Below are 18,606 nucleotides of genomic sequence, written 5' to 3'. Positions count from 1 at the left end.
CGACAAATAAAAAAATGCCGGACTGCATAGCGCAATCCGGCATTTAAAAAAGATTTCAGACATATCAGTTATATCCCGGGTTCTGTTTAAATTCTTCTTTGTTTGTAATTGCGTCCAGCTGAACCTGCGGAATCGGACGTAAATTATGGGTTTCCTTGATGTTTGCTTTTGCATCCATATTATATTTCTGGACATAGCTCACCAGTTCCCCTGTCCGTCTTAAATCATACCAGCGGAATAATTCGCCAGCCATTTCACGTCCGCGTTCGTCCAGAATAAAATCTATGGTTAGCTCTGTGGTAGTAATTTCCATGTCCGCTTCCTTCCCGGCAATCGCACCTTTCTTACGAAGGTCGTTCATGTATTTTAATGCTTCGGTAGGATTTGTGTTCATCAGAGCTTCCGCGGCTATGAGATACATTTCAGCGATACGAATCACAAAACTATCCCGTGAGCTCCATTCCTGGTTAGCCGCCAAATATCGATCTCGGAAACTTTTCCTTGCAGTAACCTTAAAGCATTCGTTGTCGAAATTGCAGTAATATCCTTCGCCTTCACCGAAGTTATGGCACCTGTAACGTCGCTTTTCTTCATCGTTCCGTAACCCACAACCACCACTTCTTCAAGGGCTTTTGTATCCGTCAATAATTTAACATCGTAGACAATTTGATAATACTTGAAACATTTTTTAACTATTCAAATAAAAGCGGAGACGATCAAAAATTGGATAAAATTCATAACTGAACAGATTTTTTTATACTAATCCGTGACATTTGGAGCTGTTATACGCGTGGCCTTTCGTCACACTAAAATGTCCGGAAAGATTTATTGAGGATTAAATCTTTAATAAAATAAGACGCACTGATCGTTGGTTTCCTAATCAGCAACACCTCCTCTAATGTTATAAATTGGAGTATAAAGCAATTAAATTTTGATATTCGAATAATATTCAAAACACTATTTCATATAACTTTCTCTTTACCTATTTTTGATTCTACCATGTCTATTTTTAACAGAATTAATATTGACTCAGATTACAAAATTTACTGATGATTCAATACTCTGGGACTGTTTCCGGGACGGGAACGAGGCGGCATATACTGAGCTTGCCACACGTTATTACCGGACTTTACTTCACTATGGCTTACGGTTTACGCCGAATGTCCAAATCGCCGAAGATACTTTACAAGACCTCCTCATACATTTGTGGCTGCATCGCGGAAATTTGAATGAAACAGCTTCTGTTAAATTCTATCTTTTAAAATCTTTCCGCCATAGAATAATTAAAACGTTGAAACCACTTTCGGGCGAACTCGAACTGACGCAACAACTGGATGATCACCTCATGGAGTTTTCTTCGGAAGAGGCACTGATTCAGGATGAAAGTGAAACGGGCTTGAAAAATCAGGTTAAAGAACTGATGACACAACTTCCTGTCCGGCAGCGGGAGGTGGTATATCTTCGCTTTTTTCAAGGATTGAAGTCGGAAGAAATCGGAGCTTTACTTGCTATAAAACCACAATCGGTGAGTAATATTCTTCAACGTGCACTTTCCAACTTAAAAGAAATGTGGCCGATCACACCTTCGTTTTCTTTTATATTTTATTCATTTTTCGAAATTATATTATAATATTCCAATAATATAAAAAATATGCTTTGGCAGGTGAGTATATAAACTTCAAGAACGGATAATAACAATATACACACGTAAATGGTTATTATTCATGAGTAACTCAACGGAAATATTGATCAAAGATTTGCTAAAAAACCCGGCCTTTATAGCCTGGGTTCTGGAAGAAAATCCTGAGCTTGATCGATACTGGAACGAGTGGTCAGACGGAGATTTTTCCAGAAAGGCTGCATTGGACCAGGCACGGTTTACGTTGCTATCTTCTAAAAACGAAATTTCAGAAATTACAGATGAACATATTGCTTATAAGATAAGCCAGTCATTGGAAATTGCGAAAAGGCGGGAAAATTCATCGAAAACAAATAATCCGGAGTATAAGTCTTTCAAACCTTATTGGCTGACTGCTGCGTCTGTCATATTATTGCTGGCACTAGGTCTTGGTCTTTACAAAAACAACAATGCAAGATCTGTTTTTACAGAAAATAAACAACAGTTTCGATTCTCCGGCGAAATTATTGAAGTGGCAAATTCGGATCAGAATGTGAAGTATGTTCAACTTCCTGATGGCAGTTCCGTAGTGCTTCAACGAAATAGCCGGATTAGTTATACAAAACAATTTGACGAAAAAAAGCGTGTGGTAATTCTTTCGGGAGAAGCTTTTTTTGAAGTCACGAAAGACACCGGACGGCCATTTTTTGTATATGCGAATGAACTGGTTACAAAAGTCCTTGGAACGAGCTTCAGTATCAAAGCAGACGAAAAAGAGGCGAGCGTTTTCGTTGCGGTAAAAACCGGTAGAGTTTCTGTTTTTTCAAGTAAAGACAAGCATGCCGAAGACTATAAAGACGGCAAAAAATTAGCAGCATTATTGTTGATGCCTAATCAGCAGGCCACTTTTGAGAGAAATAAATTTACACTGAGCAAATCGTCTGCCAGAAGTTCGGTTTTGCTTAGGATACCGATTGAAAATCAAAGCTTTGTATATAACGAGACCCCGGTTTCAGCGGTGTTTTCTTCGCTTGAAAAAGCATATGGAATTGATATCGAATATAATGAAAAAACCATGGAACATTGCAGCATAACTGCGACCCTCGGCGACGAGCCGCTGGAGAACAAACTGAAATGGATCTGTGCAATTCTGGAAGCGGAATATTATCAAAACGGCGATAAGATAAGCATCAACGGCAATCCCTGTAATTAATTACTAATCCTAAACCCAGACTATTTGAAAACAAACAAAAAAGGTGAACGATGTGGCAACATCATTCACCCTGACTAAAACTCCCCACCTATGTTGGCACTAAGATGAGGTCCCCCGAAAAAGGGACACGGGAATTATTTTGCTGATTTTTTTACAACCATCAAAACATCCAAAAGTATGAAAAAAACCTTACAATGGCCCCCAAGCTTTTTCAAAATTATGAGTATCAGCCTCATACAATTATTCATCATTATACAATTTTCCGGGATGTCGTTTGCTGTTGACAGCAACGCCCAGGAAGTTCTCAACCGCCGGTTGACGATTAATATCAGGGAGCAGAAGATTGGTGTGGCGTTGGAAAAACTTGGAAAACTTTCGGGTGTAAACTTCATGTACAGCCCGGAATTGATTCAGTCCCAGCGCAAGGTTAATCTGACTGCTAAGGAAGAAAAACTGGAATCGATTCTGGACAATTTCCTGACGCCGTTAAAGGTTACTTATGAAGTTTCTGGTAAACAGATTTTGTTGAAAAGAATCCCGGCCCCAAAAACCGGCACTCCGGCGATCGAAGGAATGGGCACATCGATCCAGACGTTAAAGTCAATTCTTTTCCCGATCAAAGGGAAGGTTATTGACGCGACAGGAGCAACTGTTCCAGGCGCGACGGTGGTTTTGAAGGGAAGTTCAAGTGTAGGAACTACAACGGACGGCGAAGGAAATTTTTCGCTTGAATTGCCGGACGGAAGCACAACTCTGGTTGTGTCATCGATCGGTTTTTTAACGCAGGAGATCAGCATTGCTAATAAATCGATGATCGAAATTACATTGCAGTCAGACGTGAAATCTTTGAGTGAAGTTGTTGTTACCGGTTATTCTTCACAGTCAAAAAGGGATATCACAGGTTCGGTATCAACAGTTGACACGAAAGAGCTGACAAAAGTTGCTGCACCGAACGTTGCTCAGCAGTTACAGGGACGCGTTGCAGGTGTGACGGTCACATCAAATAACACGCCTGGCGGTGAAGCAACAGTTCGTATCCGAGGATTTGGTACGATCAATAATAATGATCCTTTGTACGTAATCGACGGTGTGCCTACCAAAGGAGGATTGAACAGCATTAACCCAAATAACATCGAATCGATGCAGGTTTTGAAAGATGCTTCTTCAGCTTCCATTTACGGTTCCCGCGCCGCTAACGGTGTAATCATAATTACGACTAAAAAAGGAAAATCAGGAGCTCCTCAGTTTAGTTTCAACAGCCGTTTTGGTGTCCAAACCGGAAAAGTAGATTTGGGCCTGATTATCGATCCTCAGCAATTCGGCGATCTGCTCTGGACGCAGCGCAGAAATGCAGGAGTACTTACAAATGGTAATCCTGCGCATCAGCAGTATGGTAACGGTGTAAATGCCGTAGTTCCCGATTACATTCTTGCAGGTTCACAGTATGGCATTACCTTAAACCCAAACAACCCGAATGATCCGGCCCTGGCACTTATTGACCCTGCGCGTTACAACTACAACCGTACCGGTTTTTACCAGATTGTAAAAGCAAACAAGCAGGGAACGGACTGGGAGAAAGAAATCCTTCGTGATGCTGCAATCCAGGAATACAACGTTGGCGCAACAGGCGGAAGCGAAAATGGTCGTTATGCGCTTTCCCTGAATTATTTCAAACAGGATGGTATCTTGAAAAACACTTCTTTCAACAGATATTCTCTTCGGTCAAACACGGAATTTTTATTCAAAAAGAAAATCCGCTTTGGTGAAAATCTGGAAGTAAGTTATACTGAAAACAAAGGTTATTACAGCAATAACGGAACGGCTAGCTCAACAAATAACCAGGATGGAAATCCGATTGGAAACGGTTTCCGGATTCCATCGATTATTCCTGTTTATGATATCATGGGTAATTTTGCTGCAACCCGTGCGGCTGGTCTTGGACCTGCGACCAATCCTGTTGCACAATTACATCGTACCAAGGACAACCGCGTAAATACTTTCAGAACTTTCGGTAACGCTTACGTAGAGGTTGATATATTGAAAGACCTGATTGCAAAGTCAAGTATCGGTGTAGATTTTACAAATTCAAACCGTACAGCTTATGTATTGCTGGACTTGGAAGAAGCGGAAATCGAGTCAAACAACTCGTTGACCAACGAATATGCGTACGATATAAACTGGACCTGGTCAAATACTTTGAATTATTCCAAAACTTTCGGTGCACATAAACTTAATGTTTTAGCAGGAACGGAAGCAATCAAAGGTTCAGGGAAAAATTTCTCCGCAGTACGGACTGCATTTTATTCAGAAGATCCTAAGTATATGTACCTGAGCGCAGGAACGGCGGGTATCAATAATGCTGGTGCTGGTTACGAATGGTCACTTTTCTCTATTTTCGGAAAGGTTAACTACGCTTTGAAAGACCGTTATTTATTGGAAGCAACGGTTCGCCGCGATGGTTCTTCACGTTTCGGACAAAACAATCGTTACGGTACTTTCCCGGCTTTCAGCGCCGGATGGAGATTGTCAGAAGAAGCTTTCATGAAACCTTTAAGCTGGCTGGATGATTTGAAACTGAGAGCAGGCTGGGGACAAACGGGTAACCAGGAAATCGGAAATTATAATGGTTTCAGTACTTACCGTTCCACACTTAACCAGTCTTCTTATGCAATCGACGGCTCAAACAGTTCTGTTCAGGCTGGTTTTGATACACAGGCTTTTGGAAACCAGGATGCGAAATGGGAAACTACAACCCAGACAAACGTTGGTTTGGATGCGACTTTCCTGAAAGGAATGTTCAATCTTAATCTTGACGTGTATAACCGTACAACTTCTGATATGTTGTACCAGGTCAGCTTACCAGCTACGCAGGGTGTTGCAACAATTCCTTTTGTGAACATTGGTGAAATGAATAACAAAGGATTTGATCTTGCGATCGACTTCAATAACAAAGCTCTCGAGGGTCAGCTTACATATTCGATCGGTGGAAATATTTCAGCTTACAAGAACAATGTTGAAAAATTGAACAACAGTGCTACCGCCGTTCTTCTTGGACCGACAATCCGCAGTTATACCTGGACTCGTTCGGTTGCCGGAATGCCGTTGTATTCTTTCTACGGTTTACAGATTGACGGAATATATCAGAATCAGGCAGAAGTTGACGCAGGACCTACTTACCCAGGATATGCGGCTGTTGGTAAATACAAATACCACGACACTGATGGCGATGGCGTAATCACCGATGCCGACAGAAAATTCCTTGGCAATCCACATCCTGATTTTACTTATGGCATCAACCTAAACGTTGGTTATAAAGGATTTGACCTTTCTGCATTCTTCCAGGGTGTTAAGGGAAATGAAATTCTGAACATGGTAAAACGCTGGACAGACTTCAACAACCAGGCTGGTAACAGAAGTCTCCGTATGTTAAATGATTCATGGACTCCTGAAAACCCTGACGCAGTTCTTCCGATTCTTGATGCGAACGACAGCAGAAGTCAGCAGCCATCAAGTTATTTCATCGAAGACGGATCTTATTTCAGAATGAAAAACCTGACAATCGGTTATACGCTGCCAGCGAAGGCTTTATCTAAGCTTGGCCTGACTAGTGCTCGCATTTATTTACAGGGACAAAATTTGTTCACAATCACAAAATACTCTGGAATTGATCCGGAAGTTACCTCTGTCGGCTCTGCGCCGGGATCTACGGTTTTGGGTGTTGATCAGGGTAATTATCCAAGATCGAAAATGTATCAGGTTGGTCTAAACTTTGGCTTCTAAGAAAAACAAACCGACACGGATTTTTAAAATCAGAATACTATGAAAAAGAAAATTTTAATATTCACAGCTTTGGTTTGCATGGGAGTTGTTACTTCCTGTAAAGAAAAATTTCTGGAAACGACACCGCTTGGGGTTGGAAACGAGGCCATGCTTTCAAATAAAACCGGGGTCAATGCAGTATTGATAGGTGCATATAGTTTGTTGGATGGTGTAGGTTCCGGTGGAACTTATTTCTCCGCCGTAAGCAACTGGATTTACGGAACTGTTGCTTCTGATGACGGATATAAGGGAAGTGACGTGGGTGACCTTGCTCAGATCACAACCATCGAAAAATACATACAGCAGGCTGATATCGGCGGTTTCAATGACAAATGGGTTTCTCTGTATGACGGAGTGTCCCGCTCTAATGATGCGCTTCGCCTGATCACCAAAGCCACCGACATGACCGACGCAGAAAAAATGCAGGCAACGGCGGAGGCAAGGTTTCTGCGTGGCTGGTATCATTTTGAAGCAAAAAAAATGTGGAACATGGTTCCTTATGTCGATGAGACGGTTACGGATTATGTAAATCTTCCTAATGATAAAGACATATGGCCTATGATCGAAGCTGACTTCCAATTTGCAGTTGACAATCTTTCTGCTACAAAAGCGCAGGCCGGAAGAGCAAGCAAATGGTCGGCAAAAGCAATGTTGGCAAAAACACATATGTACCAAAGCGACTACACAGCAGCAAAACCTTTGCTTGTTGATATCGTAACCAACGGGCCGTTTTCTCTTGTACCAAACTACCACGACAATTTCAGAATCGCTACCGAAAATAATAGCGAATCCGTTTTTGAAGTACAAATGTCAGTTGCAGATGGCGGAAGCGGAGAAAACGGAAGCTGGGGCGATAACCTGAACTTCCCTTATGGCTCGGGCCCCGGCGGATGCTGCGGATTTTATCAGCCTTCCCAAAACCTTGTAAATGCGTTCAAAACGGATGCTGCCGGATTGCCTTTATTGGACACTTTCAACGATACGGATGTAAAAAACGACGAAGGTTTAGCTTCCAGTGATCCTTTCACGCCTTATACAGGAACACTGGATCCAAGACTAGACTGGACTGTTGGCCGTCGTGGTTTGCCGTTCCTTAACTGGGGGGTTCACCCGGGGAGAAACTGGATTCGTGACCAGAGCTTTGCGGGACCTTATACTTTCAAGAAGTTTTTTGCAAACAGCGGCGATAATGCCGGAGCAGAATCTCCCCGTGCAAACGCTAACAATTACCGGGCAATCCGTTTTGCTGACGTTTTATTGATGCGTGCTGAGGTTGCTGTGGAAGAAAATGATCTTGCGACGGCCCTGACAATTGTAAACCAAATCAGAACAAGAGCTGCGACCGAAGTTGTTAAAAATGCTGACGGAACCCCGGCTGCAAATTATCTGGTAAAACCATATCCTTCTTTTGCCAATCAGGAATATGCAAGAAAAGCAGTGCGTTTTGAACGTCGTGTAGAGTTAGCGATGGAAGGCCACCGCCACTTCGACCTGGTTCGCTGGGGTAATGCCGACGTGGTTTTGAATGCTTACATTGCTAAGGAAAAATTGAAAAGAACGTATCTGAACGGTGCAGTTTTTGTTAAAGGCAAAAGCGAATATTTTCCGATTCCACAAGCCCAGATTGATATCATGGGCTCGAACGTATTGAAACAAAATCCATAAAATTCAAAACCGCCGGATCGTAAAAAAATCCGGCGGTTTTAATTAAAGACAACTATTTATATCTTTAATTATATTTCGAGAATACGACTATTCCTAAACCTTTAATATCTCATGCAAGAATCTTTTATCCCTTCTGATCGGGAAGTTTCTTCTTCAAGAAGAAACTGGTTAAAAAGTACTGCGCTGGCAGGCATGGCAGCCGCTGCCGCTCCTGCGATTCAGGCATCTGGACTAAATGCGGGACCTGCTCTTGCAAAACGTCGAATCCCCCTTGCTGTTTCAACTTATTCGTACTGGCATTTTGAAGAAAAAAAGTATCCGATTGAAACGGTGATCGAAGATGCTGCCCGTCTGGGTTTTGATGGTGTTGAAATACTCCATCGCCAGATGACAGACGAAAGTGTTCCGTATATGAACAAGTTAAAGCGTCTGGCTTTTGATAACGGTTTGTCACTTCCTATGCTTTCGATTCACCAAAGTTTCGTTCAGCCCAAAGCAGAAGACCGCAAGAAGGATGTGGAACATACCATACGCTGTATTAACTTGGCAGTACAAATGGGAATTCCCTGCATACGGATGAATACCGGAAGCTGGCGTACAGTTAAACGCGACGCAGCCTATTACAAAGATGGACAAGAGCCACCCATTCAGGGCTATACCGATAAAGATGCCATTAAATGGTGTATCGATTCTTATGGTGAATGTTTGGTTGCAGCTGAAAAAGCGGGCGTTACACTTGCGATTGAAAACCACTGGGGTTTATCTTCCAACATTGATTATCTACTGGAAATATACAAACCGCTTTCATCATCGCCCGCCATGGGCATGAACGTCGACACAGGAAACTTTGTAGGTAATCCCTATCCGCAATTTGAAAGACTGGCCCCTTACGCTACTATCGTTCAGGCAAAAACATATTATGGCGGCGGCCATTTTTACGACCTCGATCTGGATTATCAAAAAGTTGCTGATATTTTACGGAACGCAAATTTCAAAGGCTACATTTCACTGGAAATGGAAGGAAAGGAAAATCCGGCAACTGCCGTTCCTAAAAGCCTGGAATTGTTCCGCAAAGTTTTTAGCTGACAGACGATCTTAAAGAGTATATCATAATTTTCTTCTGTAGTTAATAAAGTGCGTTTTCTTTGAGAGCGTACTTTTTTAACGTTTTGGGGAGAAGCTGGTAATCAAAAAGCTACACTGTCAAGTAACCACTAATTTTTTAGGCTAACTTGGATTGCGCTTCGATGATCCTCTAACTACCAGTTCTGTTTTCAACACCGTTTCATTCGGCAGTTTCACCTCCTCTTCGGATTCAACTAACTGCAGAATCCACTTTGCAGTAGTTTTACCAATTTCAGCTGTCGGCTGTCTGATCGTTGTTAAACCCGGCCCGATATATGCCGATTCAGGATTGTCGCTAAATCCTACCACACCAAGTTGGTCAGGAATTTTTATGCCTTTTTCCAAAGCCATCAACATTATCTCTATCGCCGCTGAGTCATTTACAGCAAAAATTGCATCCGGGCGGTTTTCGAGATCCAATAAATATTTGCCATAAATTCTTGCTTTTTGCTGTGAAAACATGCCCTGAATGATCATATTTTCTTCGATATTTTTACCGTATTTTTCCATAGCTGCCCGGTACCCTCTCAGCCTCTCGCGGCTAACCCTCAAGTTCAGCGGTCCACCCAAATGTGCAATCCGTTCATAGCCATTTAATATCAAATGTTCAACCGCAGAAAAAGACGCATCGAAATCATTTACGACAACTTTCGGAGCCTCTACATGATCACAGACACGGTTGAAAAGTACCAGAGGAATTCCACGCTTTTCAAAAACTTTTAAATGATCATAGTTATTGGTTTCCTGCGTCAGCGAAATGAGCAATCCGTCTATCCGGTTAGCAAGCATCGCTTTCGTATTGGAAACCTCAACGGCATAAGATTCATTTGACTGCATAATGGTCAGATTATATCCCGCCTCAGTCAAAACTTCGTGCGCACCGATGATCACATTTGGAAAAAACGAATTGGTAAATTCCGGTACGATCATCCCAATCGTATTCGTGCGGCTTTTGACAAGATTGTAAGCTAACTGATTCGGCTGATAGTCCAATTGTGCAGCCATATCCAAAACTGCCTGCCGGGTTTCAGGGCTGATATCTGCATGCCCATGTAAAGCACGCGAAACAGTGGAATTCGATACACCAATTGCTTTTGCAATGTCAATGATCGTAGTTTGATGACGCCTGCTTTTTTTTCTAGGCAAAACCTGACCAGGATCTGACAGCGTAAAAAAGTAATTACAATCCTTGCAAACATAGCGCTGTTTGTTGCGGACATATCCCGCTTTCATAATCGAACCCACTTCGGAACATTTAGGACAACCAATCATTGTATTATTTTAATATTGTGTCAAAAATCCGTTATCAATACTCCAAATATATCCAAAATTAACTTCTGTAAAATTTTCATATTAAAAATAATCATAACCATATATCGGTAACGTATCCGCAAACGTTACCGATATTTTTTGTGATAATTTGAGATATTAAAGACTTTTTCTAGCCTTGACAACTTTGTTTTGCTTCCTATATTCATGTAATAATTCGAGTTTATCCACTATTATCACATTAACATGGTGGAATTCGCAATTAGATAAGGATTATTCTCAGTGAAACAAAATTGAATTATTTCAATTTTCGTCATTTTCAAAACCCTTTTAACTATGCTAAAAAATTTATGTAAAATCATTTTTCTGATTCTTCTGGCTATCACTGGAACCGGAAATTCCATTTTCGCCCAGGAACAGGCCGTGAAGGGTAAGGTTACTGACGAAACCGGGCAGACCGTTCCGGGAGCTAGTGTCACCGTCAAAGGAACACAGCAGGGTACGCTGACAAATATTGATGGAACGTACACTTTAAACGCATCTCCCAGCGCCATTTTGGTGTTTTCATTTGTAGGCTGCTTAAAGGAAGAAATAGCAATAAACAACCGCAGCACAATTGATATTACTTTAAAGATTGACCAGAAAGCACTGGAAGAAGTAGTTGTGGTAGGTTATGGGACGCAGCGAAAAGTGGAAACGACTGGCTCCATTGCTTCTGTAAAAGCCGCTGACCTTGTACAAACACCCGTCGCAAATATTGCGCAAGGTTTGCAAGCGCGCGTTGCAGGTGTACAAATAAGTCAGAACTCCGGTTCTCCGGGCGGAAATATCAGCGTGAGAATCAGAGGTACAAACTCGATCAACGGATCTTCCGAGCCTTTGTATGTCGTAGATGGTATCCAGATTTCTAATGGCGGCGGTATTACGGATGTGAGCCCACTTTCTACAATTAATCCTAATGATATCGAATCTGTGGAAGTGTTGAAAGACGCATCGGCTTCTGCGATTTACGGTGCACGTGCCGCAAACGGGGTCGTCCTTATCACGACAAAAAGAGGTAAAAGCGGTGTTACCCGGGTAACCTTCGACAGCTATTATGGTTCTCAGGAAACAAGGAAAAAGCTGGACGTATTAAATGCTTCTCAGTTTGCTCAATTAGAAAACGAAGTTTTTAAAAATACATATTACAAAGACCCTGCATCGCTCGGTGAAGGCATAAACTGGCAGGATCAGATTTTCCGCAAAGCTCCGATTCAAAATCATCAGCTTTCCATCAACGGAGGAAATGATAAAACGCAGCTCGCTCTTTCTTTAAACTATTTTGACCAGAAAGGGATCATTATCGGGTCTGGCTTCAAACGTTATTCGTTCCGTATCAACCTTGACCATCAGCTAAGCAAAAAGATCAAAATCGGAACAAGTATTTTAAGTAGTTATTCAATCAACGACGGGATACAAACCGGTGGTGAAAATATTGGTGATGGCGGTGCAGTTACGGGTTCTATTTTAGGAGCCGCCATCGGTGCCCCTCCTACCCTGCAGCCCTATCGGCCCGATGGATCTTTGTTCCCTTTCGGAGAACAGGCCGGCGGCCAATACCGCGAAGTTACTAATCCGCTTGGATTCGCTGCCGTACTAAGAAAACGCACGATTAAGCGCTCACTGATTAACTTGTATGGGGAAGTAAATCTTTTGAAAGGATTAACTTACCGGGCTTCGTTTAACGCAGATCAGAGCGGCGAGCTATTTAATTTTTATTCTCCAAGATCCATTGTCAATAAATCTGATCTGACAGATAATTCCGGTTCTGCAACAAAGGCGAATTCCAACTTTCTCGCCTTGTTACATGAAAGCATCCTGACTTACAGCACAACGCTGGCGAAAGATCATACGTTGAAAGCAACTGCTGTATTTGGAACTCAGATTGAAATGAATAACTCCAATGAGATTTCAGCAACAGGTTTTCCAAACGATGCCACTCAAAATGAGGCACTTCAGCTAGCACTCACACGTACGGTAAAAAGTGACCGGAGAAGCCAGCGCCTTGATTCTTACATGGCGCGTGTGAACTACGGATTTAAAGACAAGTTTTTCCTTGATCTCACAGCACGCATAGATGGGTCTAGCAAATTTGGTGCTAATAATAAGTATGGAATTTTCCCGGCTGTTTCCGCGGCTTACCGGATCATCGAAGAGCCATTTATGAAACAGGTTAACTGGATGTCCGATTTAAAATTACGCGCCAGTTATGGTATTACTGGAAATGCAGGAGGGATCAATCCTTATCAATCCCTTCAAACGGTGGCGGCAACCGAAAGTGATTACATTTTCAACCATACCTATCTGACCGGCATTAATCCCACAAGAATTGCCAATCCAAATCTTCGCTGGGAACGTTCAACGCAGACAAATATCGGAGCAGATATCAGTTTTCTGAACAACCGGTTGAGTTTGATCGCTGATTTTTATTACAAAAAGACAAACGATCTTTTGTATGTTAAAAAGCTTCCTCTCAGCTCTGGCTACAATGACATTACCGGAAACTTTGCTTCGCTGGAAAACAAAGGAATTGAACTCGCTGTAAACGGAAGAATTTCGGACGGCGCTTTCAAGTGGGATATCTCGGGAAATATGACCATTAACAGGAACAAAATTCTGGATCTTGACGGAGGTGTTACAAATGAGCGTTTCGCAACCACATACACGGTACTTAAAGTTGGACAGCCATTAGGTTTATTCAAAACCTATGTTTTTGATGGAGTCAATCAATCAGGAGAAGCAATCTTGCCTGGATATGACGGTCGCCTGGGTGGCCATAAAGTAAAGGATGTTACCGGCGATGGCCTTATCAATGCAGACGATCAGGTAATTGTCGGAAATCCAAATCCGAAGTTCATCTATGGTTTCTCAACCAATATGTCTTTCAAAGGATTTGATCTCGGAGCCTTTTTCTCAGGAACACAAGGCAACGATATCTACAATGCAAGCCGTCTTTCTTTCGAAAACCCCCTCGGACAACGGAATATGCTGGCAGGGGTAGCAGATCGCTGGTCGCCGACAAATCCGAATAACCAGTATGTAAGCGGATTCCAGGGCGGCCGTTTACCAATCACCAATTACGTTGTAGAAGATGGTTCATACCTGCGTTGTAAAAATATTACGCTGGGTTATAATGTGCCAAAATTCAAGGGTGTGGAGAGAATACGTCTTTATGTGAGTGCTAACAACCTGTTCACGTTCACAAAATACAGTGGCTTTGATCCGGAAGTAAATACTTATGCGGGCTCAAATACGGTGATGGGCGTTGACAATTTCGTGTATCCACAGGCAAAATCACTATTAGGTGGTATTCAGGTAACTTTTTAAAAACAAGTTATAATCACTGATACGACTTAAATAAAACATTCGATCCGATGAAAAAAATATTTAAAAATACGACGCGCCTTTCCTTTATTTTAAGTGCTGCTTTATCTCTGAATGCCTGTCAACTGGATGAAAAAATTTATTCATCTATCTATACCGAGGATTTTTACAAAACTGCCGCCGATGCTGAAAAAGGCTTAATTGGAGCTTACGGGCCGTTAAGGGAACTCGGGAATGGGCCGGCGCTGACACTGGTGGCTGATTTCAGCGATGATCAAACTTATCCGCGGGCAGTGGTTGGCCGGAACACCCTGACATTGTTTACTTACGATGTTAATTATACCACGCAAAAAAGCAACGCCCGCACAAGCGAGTCTCCTCAACAGATCTGGTCATCTTCTTACAGTGGAATTGAAAAAGCAAATTGGGTCATTGCAAAAGTTCCCGATGCAACGATGGACGAAAACCGTAAAAGACAGATTATTGGAGAAGCTTATTTTCTTCGTGCCTTTTACCATTGGCTCCTGGCTAAAAATTTCGGTGACGTACCAATCAAGATTACGCCAAGTTATACCGAAGAAGAGGCGATTGTTGCAAAAAGTCCCAAAGCCGAGGTTTACAAGCAAATTTACGCAGATCTTGACCAGGCACTGGCAGCTGGCTTGCCTTCTTATCCTGCCAATGAAAAAAGTCGTCCTTCCAATGAAGTTGTGAGCGCACTTTACGCCAAGGCTGCTTTGTATAACGAGGATTGGGCCAAGGCTCTGGAAAAGGCAAAGGTGGTTATTGCGTCTGGCAAATATTCGCTGATGCCAGATGTGCTGGATGTTTACAAATACGACAAAGAAGATGCAGCGAGAAATGAAAATATGTGGGCCTACGAAGTTGATCCGATTTCTCCCGGCGCCAGCCATCAGCTGGTAGGACTTTGCGGCCCTCCAGGCAGCGCCGCGCCCGCCTATGCAAGAACTTCCTATGGTTCAATGTTCGCTTACCAGTCATTCTTCAATTCTTTCGACCCAGCCGACAAACGCCGCCAGCTTTTGGATACCTCATATGTCAATAAAAGTGGCGCGACAGTGCCTCAGCGCAGTATAACGCCTATTACCACAGAAGGAGTTCTTATCAAAAAATACATGGACCCGGTTTCTACGATCGGCTTTGTTCCAAATGTTCCAATTCTAAGATTGCCTGACTTATATCTGATAGCTGCGGAGGCGGAAGCACGACTGAACGGAGCAACTGCTGCCGCATACGGTTATATCAACACGGTTCGGAAGCGCGCCGGACTGGCTGATCTCAAAACAGGTTTGACCAAAGACGCCTTTGTTGATGCCGTTTTACAGGAACGAGCCTGGGAATTTTTCGCCGAAGGTGACCGCTGGTATGATCTGACACGTACAGGTAAATTCCTTACAGTTATCCCGAAAGCGGTTAATCCTGTTTATCCTACCAGAAATGTCCAGCCTAAAAACAGATATTTCCCTATTCCGCTGGACGAAATGAATGCAAATCCGAAGCTGGAACAAAATCCCGACTGGAAATAAGTTATTTCTTTCAGGTTATCAGATTCAAACTACCGTAATCAATGTTCAATTTTTCTTGTCTTTTAATACTTACACCTCTTCTTTTCCTTTTTGGAAACGAAGGGGAAAGTATTATGTCAACAGACAAGCAAATGAAAAAAATTCGGGAGTTCACAATCGTTGAAAATGATACGCTTACCTATACGCTAAAATTAAAACTGGACGATGCGGGCAGGCCGCAATATTTTTTCCGGAATATTTTCACCCCGGTTTGTTACACCAATGAGTGCAAGCCAGTTTATATTAATTTTTACTGGGATCTTCTTGGTAATTATCAAAGGTATGATTTACCCGAAGGCAAGGTTCTGACAAAAATTGATCATGACGAATTCAAGCCGGAAGACTACGCAAAACTGCAGGATATTCTGGCGAAGGAAAACTCCATTTTCGCCGGCCTGAATATGGAAGATCTGATCACAAAAGGCACAGACGATCTTTCAGATTCTGTCGACGCGAAAACAGGTGCTACACTGAAAACGATTAAAAATGAAGTGATCGACGGGGCGGTTTATACCTGTTTTACACTCTGGAAAATCGCTTACGGAAAAGCCGTTCCTGAAATGCTGAAAATAACGGAAACTTATAAAAATGACCAGCTGCTTCACTCATTTCTTGCTGATAAAAATTACCATTATCAGTACTGGGCGCTGGAAAAGGTAATTCTGAAAGATGGTAAAATCGCAAAATCTTTTGAACAGGATATCGAAAAAATTATTGCAGGAAAAAATCTCTTTACTGCAAGGACGGCCTTGCAAAAAATGGGGAATGAATTCTTTTCAAAACCTCAAAAACAGAACTGGCTCTGGGAAGTTTTCCAATCTTCTTCCTACCCGATGCAGATCGCGATTTTAAAAAAATTAATGACTATTCCTTTAAACCAAACTTTAACAGAAAGCATCGCCGATGATCTTGAAAAATCTAATGACGAACAGCGAAAACTGAAAATTGAAATTTTGAAAAATCAGGCTAAACTCCCGGCCAGAATCCGAAGAATCCTGGATGATGCAAATGATGAATAATGACAAATCCGAAATAGAGGAAAAGAAACACTAACCCGGAGTTCGGCCCTGGGAAATCACAAACCATCCGTATTCAAGGTTTTAACCCTGAATGCCAGGAACAAAACAAACAAGTATGAGAAACTATATAACTTTATTTCTTCTGTTATTCGCCATACAGCTTTCCGCGCAAAACCACGTTTTCGTAGAAACAGAATCATTTGAAGACAAAGGCGGCTGGGTTATCGATCAGCAATCTTTCGTCGTTATGGGCTCGTCCTATCTTATGGCGCACGGCATGGGGCGGCCGGTCAGGGACGCATCAACTACCGTAAAATTTCCAAAAAAAGGAAAATATCACATTTGGGTACGGACAAAAGACTGGGCACCTTTCCCAAAAGGTCCCGGAAAATTCCAGGTCGCCATTGACGGAAAAACGATCACGCAAATTTTTGGCGAAAGTGGATCTGATGAATGGAAATGGTACGATGCCGGAGAAACGGAAATAATAAGTGACCAGATTAAATTATCCATTAAAGACCTGACCGGATTTAACGGCCGCTGCGATGCTGTTCTTTTCACCGATGCCCCGAAATTTACGCCGCCGAACAAGCTCGAAGAATTAACTGCTTTCCGAAAAAAATTATTAAATCTTACCGAAAAACCTGTATCCGCCGGGCATTTTGATATGGTTGTAGTTGGCGGTGGCATTGCCGGAACCTGTGCGGCGATTTCAGCTTCCCGGATGGGATTAAAGGTTGCTCTGATTCAGGACCGTCCGGTTTTGGGTGGAAATAACAGCTCAGAAATCCGGGTGCATCTGATGGGTGATGTGGATAAAAATTATTATCCCAAACTTGGCCGAATCGTTCGCGAAATGGATAATGGAGATCCCGGAAATGGAAATCCGGATGCAAAAGAATACGGGGACGCTAGAAAAACTTCGATCGTCAAAGCGGAGAAAAATATTTCGCTTTTCCTGAACACGTTTGTTTATAAAGTTGAAAAACAAAATGATATTATCACCGCCGTGATCGGACGGGATATTGCAACAAACAAAGAAACCAGATTCGAAGGATCTTTCTTTTCAGACTGTACGGGTGACGGAACGATCGGTTATCTGGCCGGAGCGGAATTTCGTATGGGGAGAGAAAGCAAGGCCGAAACCGGAGAATCACTTGCTGCCGAAAAAGCGGATGATTTCACTTTGGGCACCTCCAATCTCTGGGCTTCGCTGCCTCGCGACACCGTCTCTACTTTTCCCGAAACACCTTGGGCACTTCAATTTTCTGATGAATATCACATCGATAACAGCAAAGCGGATTGGGAATGGGAAACCGGCTTTGGTAATTTCAATACGATCACGGATGCCGAGAAAATCCGGGATCATAACCTGCGTGCGATCTATGGTAACTGGTCCTATTTAAAAAACCACAAGTCTCAGAAATATGCCAAACATGAGCTGGCCTGGGTAGCCTATATCGGTGGAAAACGTGAATCCCGTAGAATAATTGGTGACCATATTTTAAATCAGATGGATATTCAGGAAGGCAAACAATATCCTGATGGTTCGGTAACAGCTACCTGGACAATTGACCTTCATTTCCCTGACTCAAAAAACAGTAAATACTTTGAAGGACAGGAGTTTTTTGCAGGAACGAAACATATTAAAGTAGCACCATACACGATCCCTTACCGCTGTCTCTATTCCAAAAATATACAGAATCTTTTCGTTGCGGGAAGAAATATTAGTACTACCCATGTCGCTTTTGGAAGTACGCGTGTGATGAGAACCTGCGGCATGATGGGCGAAGTGGTCGGGTTCGCTGCCTACCTGACATCAAAATACAAGACCACGCCAAGAGGTGTTTATCAGGATCATTTGCCTGAATTAATGGCGATACTGAAAGGTGAAACAGTTTCGCCGCAACCTTAATATGATCTGTTAGC

General features: G+C 42.5%; 12 protein-coding genes. 9 read left to right on the top strand and 3 right to left on the bottom strand.

All coding sequences use genetic code 11. The features are described from left to right. Positions 1-64 precede the first annotated feature (64 nt). Both BMY70_RS07140 and BMY70_RS31235 read right to left on the bottom strand, forming a co-directional pair. Complete coding sequence (locus BMY70_RS07140; RefSeq protein WP_374754695.1) at positions 65-478, bottom strand: RagB/SusD family nutrient uptake outer membrane protein; 414 nt, start codon at positions 476-478, stop codon at positions 65-67. Further along, positions 436-645 carry a hypothetical protein gene (locus BMY70_RS31235; protein WP_143072065.1) on the bottom strand — a complete coding sequence of 70 codons (210 nt, stop codon included), beginning with the start codon at positions 643-645 and terminating at the stop codon, positions 436-438. Before BMY70_RS31235 ends, BMY70_RS07140 begins: the two co-directional genes overlap by 43 nt. Before the next feature lie 379 nt (positions 646-1,024). Between BMY70_RS31235 and BMY70_RS07135 the strand changes: the two genes are divergently transcribed. The 5 genes from BMY70_RS07135 (at position 1,025) to BMY70_RS07115 (ending at position 9,401) form a co-directional block, all read left to right on the top strand. Next, the gene (locus BMY70_RS07135; protein WP_177196972.1) at positions 1,025-1,630 is read left to right on the top strand and encodes an RNA polymerase sigma factor; all 606 of its coding nucleotides are present in this window, start codon (positions 1,025-1,027) and stop codon (positions 1,628-1,630) included. Positions 1,631-1,724: 94 nt separating this feature from the next. Next, positions 1,725-2,831: a FecR family protein gene (locus BMY70_RS07130; protein WP_090333912.1), complete on the top strand. Its 1,107-nt coding sequence runs from the start codon at positions 1,725-1,727 to the stop codon at positions 2,829-2,831. A 177-nt stretch (positions 2,832-3,008) separates the two neighbouring features. Then, positions 3,009-6,611: a SusC/RagA family TonB-linked outer membrane protein gene (locus BMY70_RS07125; RefSeq protein ID WP_090333909.1), complete on the top strand. Its 3,603-nt coding sequence runs from the start codon at positions 3,009-3,011 to the stop codon at positions 6,609-6,611. Positions 6,612-6,650: 39 nt separating this feature from the next. Continuing rightward, on the top strand, positions 6,651-8,315 hold the full coding sequence (locus BMY70_RS07120) for a RagB/SusD family nutrient uptake outer membrane protein (RefSeq protein WP_090333906.1): 1,665 nt from the start codon (positions 6,651-6,653) through the stop codon (positions 8,313-8,315). A gap of 111 nt (positions 8,316-8,426) precedes the next feature. Continuing rightward, positions 8,427-9,401, top strand: a complete 975-nt coding sequence (locus BMY70_RS07115) for a sugar phosphate isomerase/epimerase family protein (RefSeq protein WP_090333903.1) — start codon at positions 8,427-8,429, stop codon at positions 9,399-9,401. Positions 9,402-9,542: 141 nt separating this feature from the next. On the opposite strand, the gene BMY70_RS07110 is transcribed toward BMY70_RS07115, so the two are convergent. Further along, the gene (locus tag BMY70_RS07110) at positions 9,543-10,712 is read right to left on the bottom strand and encodes a LacI family DNA-binding transcriptional regulator (protein WP_090333900.1); all 1,170 of its coding nucleotides are present in this window, start codon (positions 10,710-10,712) and stop codon (positions 9,543-9,545) included. Between the two features lie 333 nt (positions 10,713-11,045). On the opposite strand from BMY70_RS07110, the gene BMY70_RS07105 reads away from it, so the two are divergent. The 4 genes from BMY70_RS07105 (at position 11,046) to BMY70_RS07090 (ending at position 18,592) form a co-directional block, all read left to right on the top strand. Then, the gene (locus tag BMY70_RS07105; protein WP_090333898.1) at positions 11,046-14,075 is read left to right on the top strand and encodes a SusC/RagA family TonB-linked outer membrane protein; all 3,030 of its coding nucleotides are present in this window, start codon (positions 11,046-11,048) and stop codon (positions 14,073-14,075) included. A 47-nt stretch (positions 14,076-14,122) separates the two neighbouring features. Continuing rightward, entirely contained in the window at positions 14,123-15,619 is a 1,497-nt protein-coding gene (locus BMY70_RS07100) for a RagB/SusD family nutrient uptake outer membrane protein (protein ID WP_090333895.1), read from the top strand. Between the two features lie 131 nt (positions 15,620-15,750). Further along, complete coding sequence (locus BMY70_RS07095) at positions 15,751-16,677, top strand: hypothetical protein (protein ID WP_229209510.1); 927 nt, start codon at positions 15,751-15,753, stop codon at positions 16,675-16,677. A gap of 115 nt (positions 16,678-16,792) precedes the next feature. Next, complete coding sequence (locus BMY70_RS07090) at positions 16,793-18,592, top strand: FAD-dependent oxidoreductase (protein ID WP_090334772.1); 1,800 nt, start codon at positions 16,793-16,795, stop codon at positions 18,590-18,592. The last annotated feature ends 14 nt before the right edge of the window (positions 18,593-18,606 follow it).

Origin of the sequence: Dyadobacter koreensis, assembly GCF_900108855.1 — a bacterium.
Lineage (GTDB): Bacteria > Bacteroidota > Bacteroidia > Cytophagales > Spirosomataceae > Dyadobacter > Dyadobacter koreensis.
Note: the sequence above shows the minus strand (reverse complement) of the source record. Positions and strands in the feature narration are given on the sequence as shown.

What these genes read in the sequence shown, in the direction of transcription:
- BMY70_RS07130 (WP_090333912.1), top strand. Translation starts at nt 1,725, where the DNA reads ATGAGTAACTCAACGGAAATATTGATCAAAGATTTGCTAAAAAACCCG.
- BMY70_RS07125 (WP_090333909.1), top strand. Translation starts at nt 3,009, where the DNA reads ATGAAAAAAACCTTACAATGGCCCCCAAGCTTTTTCAAAATTATGAGT.
- BMY70_RS07120 (WP_090333906.1), top strand. Translation starts at nt 6,651, where the DNA reads ATGAAAAAGAAAATTTTAATATTCACAGCTTTGGTTTGCATGGGAGTT.
- BMY70_RS07115 (WP_090333903.1), top strand. Translation starts at nt 8,427, where the DNA reads ATGCAAGAATCTTTTATCCCTTCTGATCGGGAAGTTTCTTCTTCAAGA.
- BMY70_RS07110 (WP_090333900.1), bottom strand. Translation starts at nt 10,712, where the DNA reads ATGATTGGTTGTCCTAAATGTTCCGAAGTGGGTTCGATTATGAAAGCG.
- BMY70_RS07105 (WP_090333898.1), top strand. Translation starts at nt 11,046, where the DNA reads ATGCTAAAAAATTTATGTAAAATCATTTTTCTGATTCTTCTGGCTATC.
- BMY70_RS07100 (WP_090333895.1), top strand. Translation starts at nt 14,123, where the DNA reads ATGAAAAAAATATTTAAAAATACGACGCGCCTTTCCTTTATTTTAAGT.
- BMY70_RS07095 (WP_229209510.1), top strand. Translation starts at nt 15,751, where the DNA reads ATGAAAAAAATTCGGGAGTTCACAATCGTTGAAAATGATACGCTTACC.
- BMY70_RS07090 (WP_090334772.1), top strand. Translation starts at nt 16,793, where the DNA reads ATGAGAAACTATATAACTTTATTTCTTCTGTTATTCGCCATACAGCTT.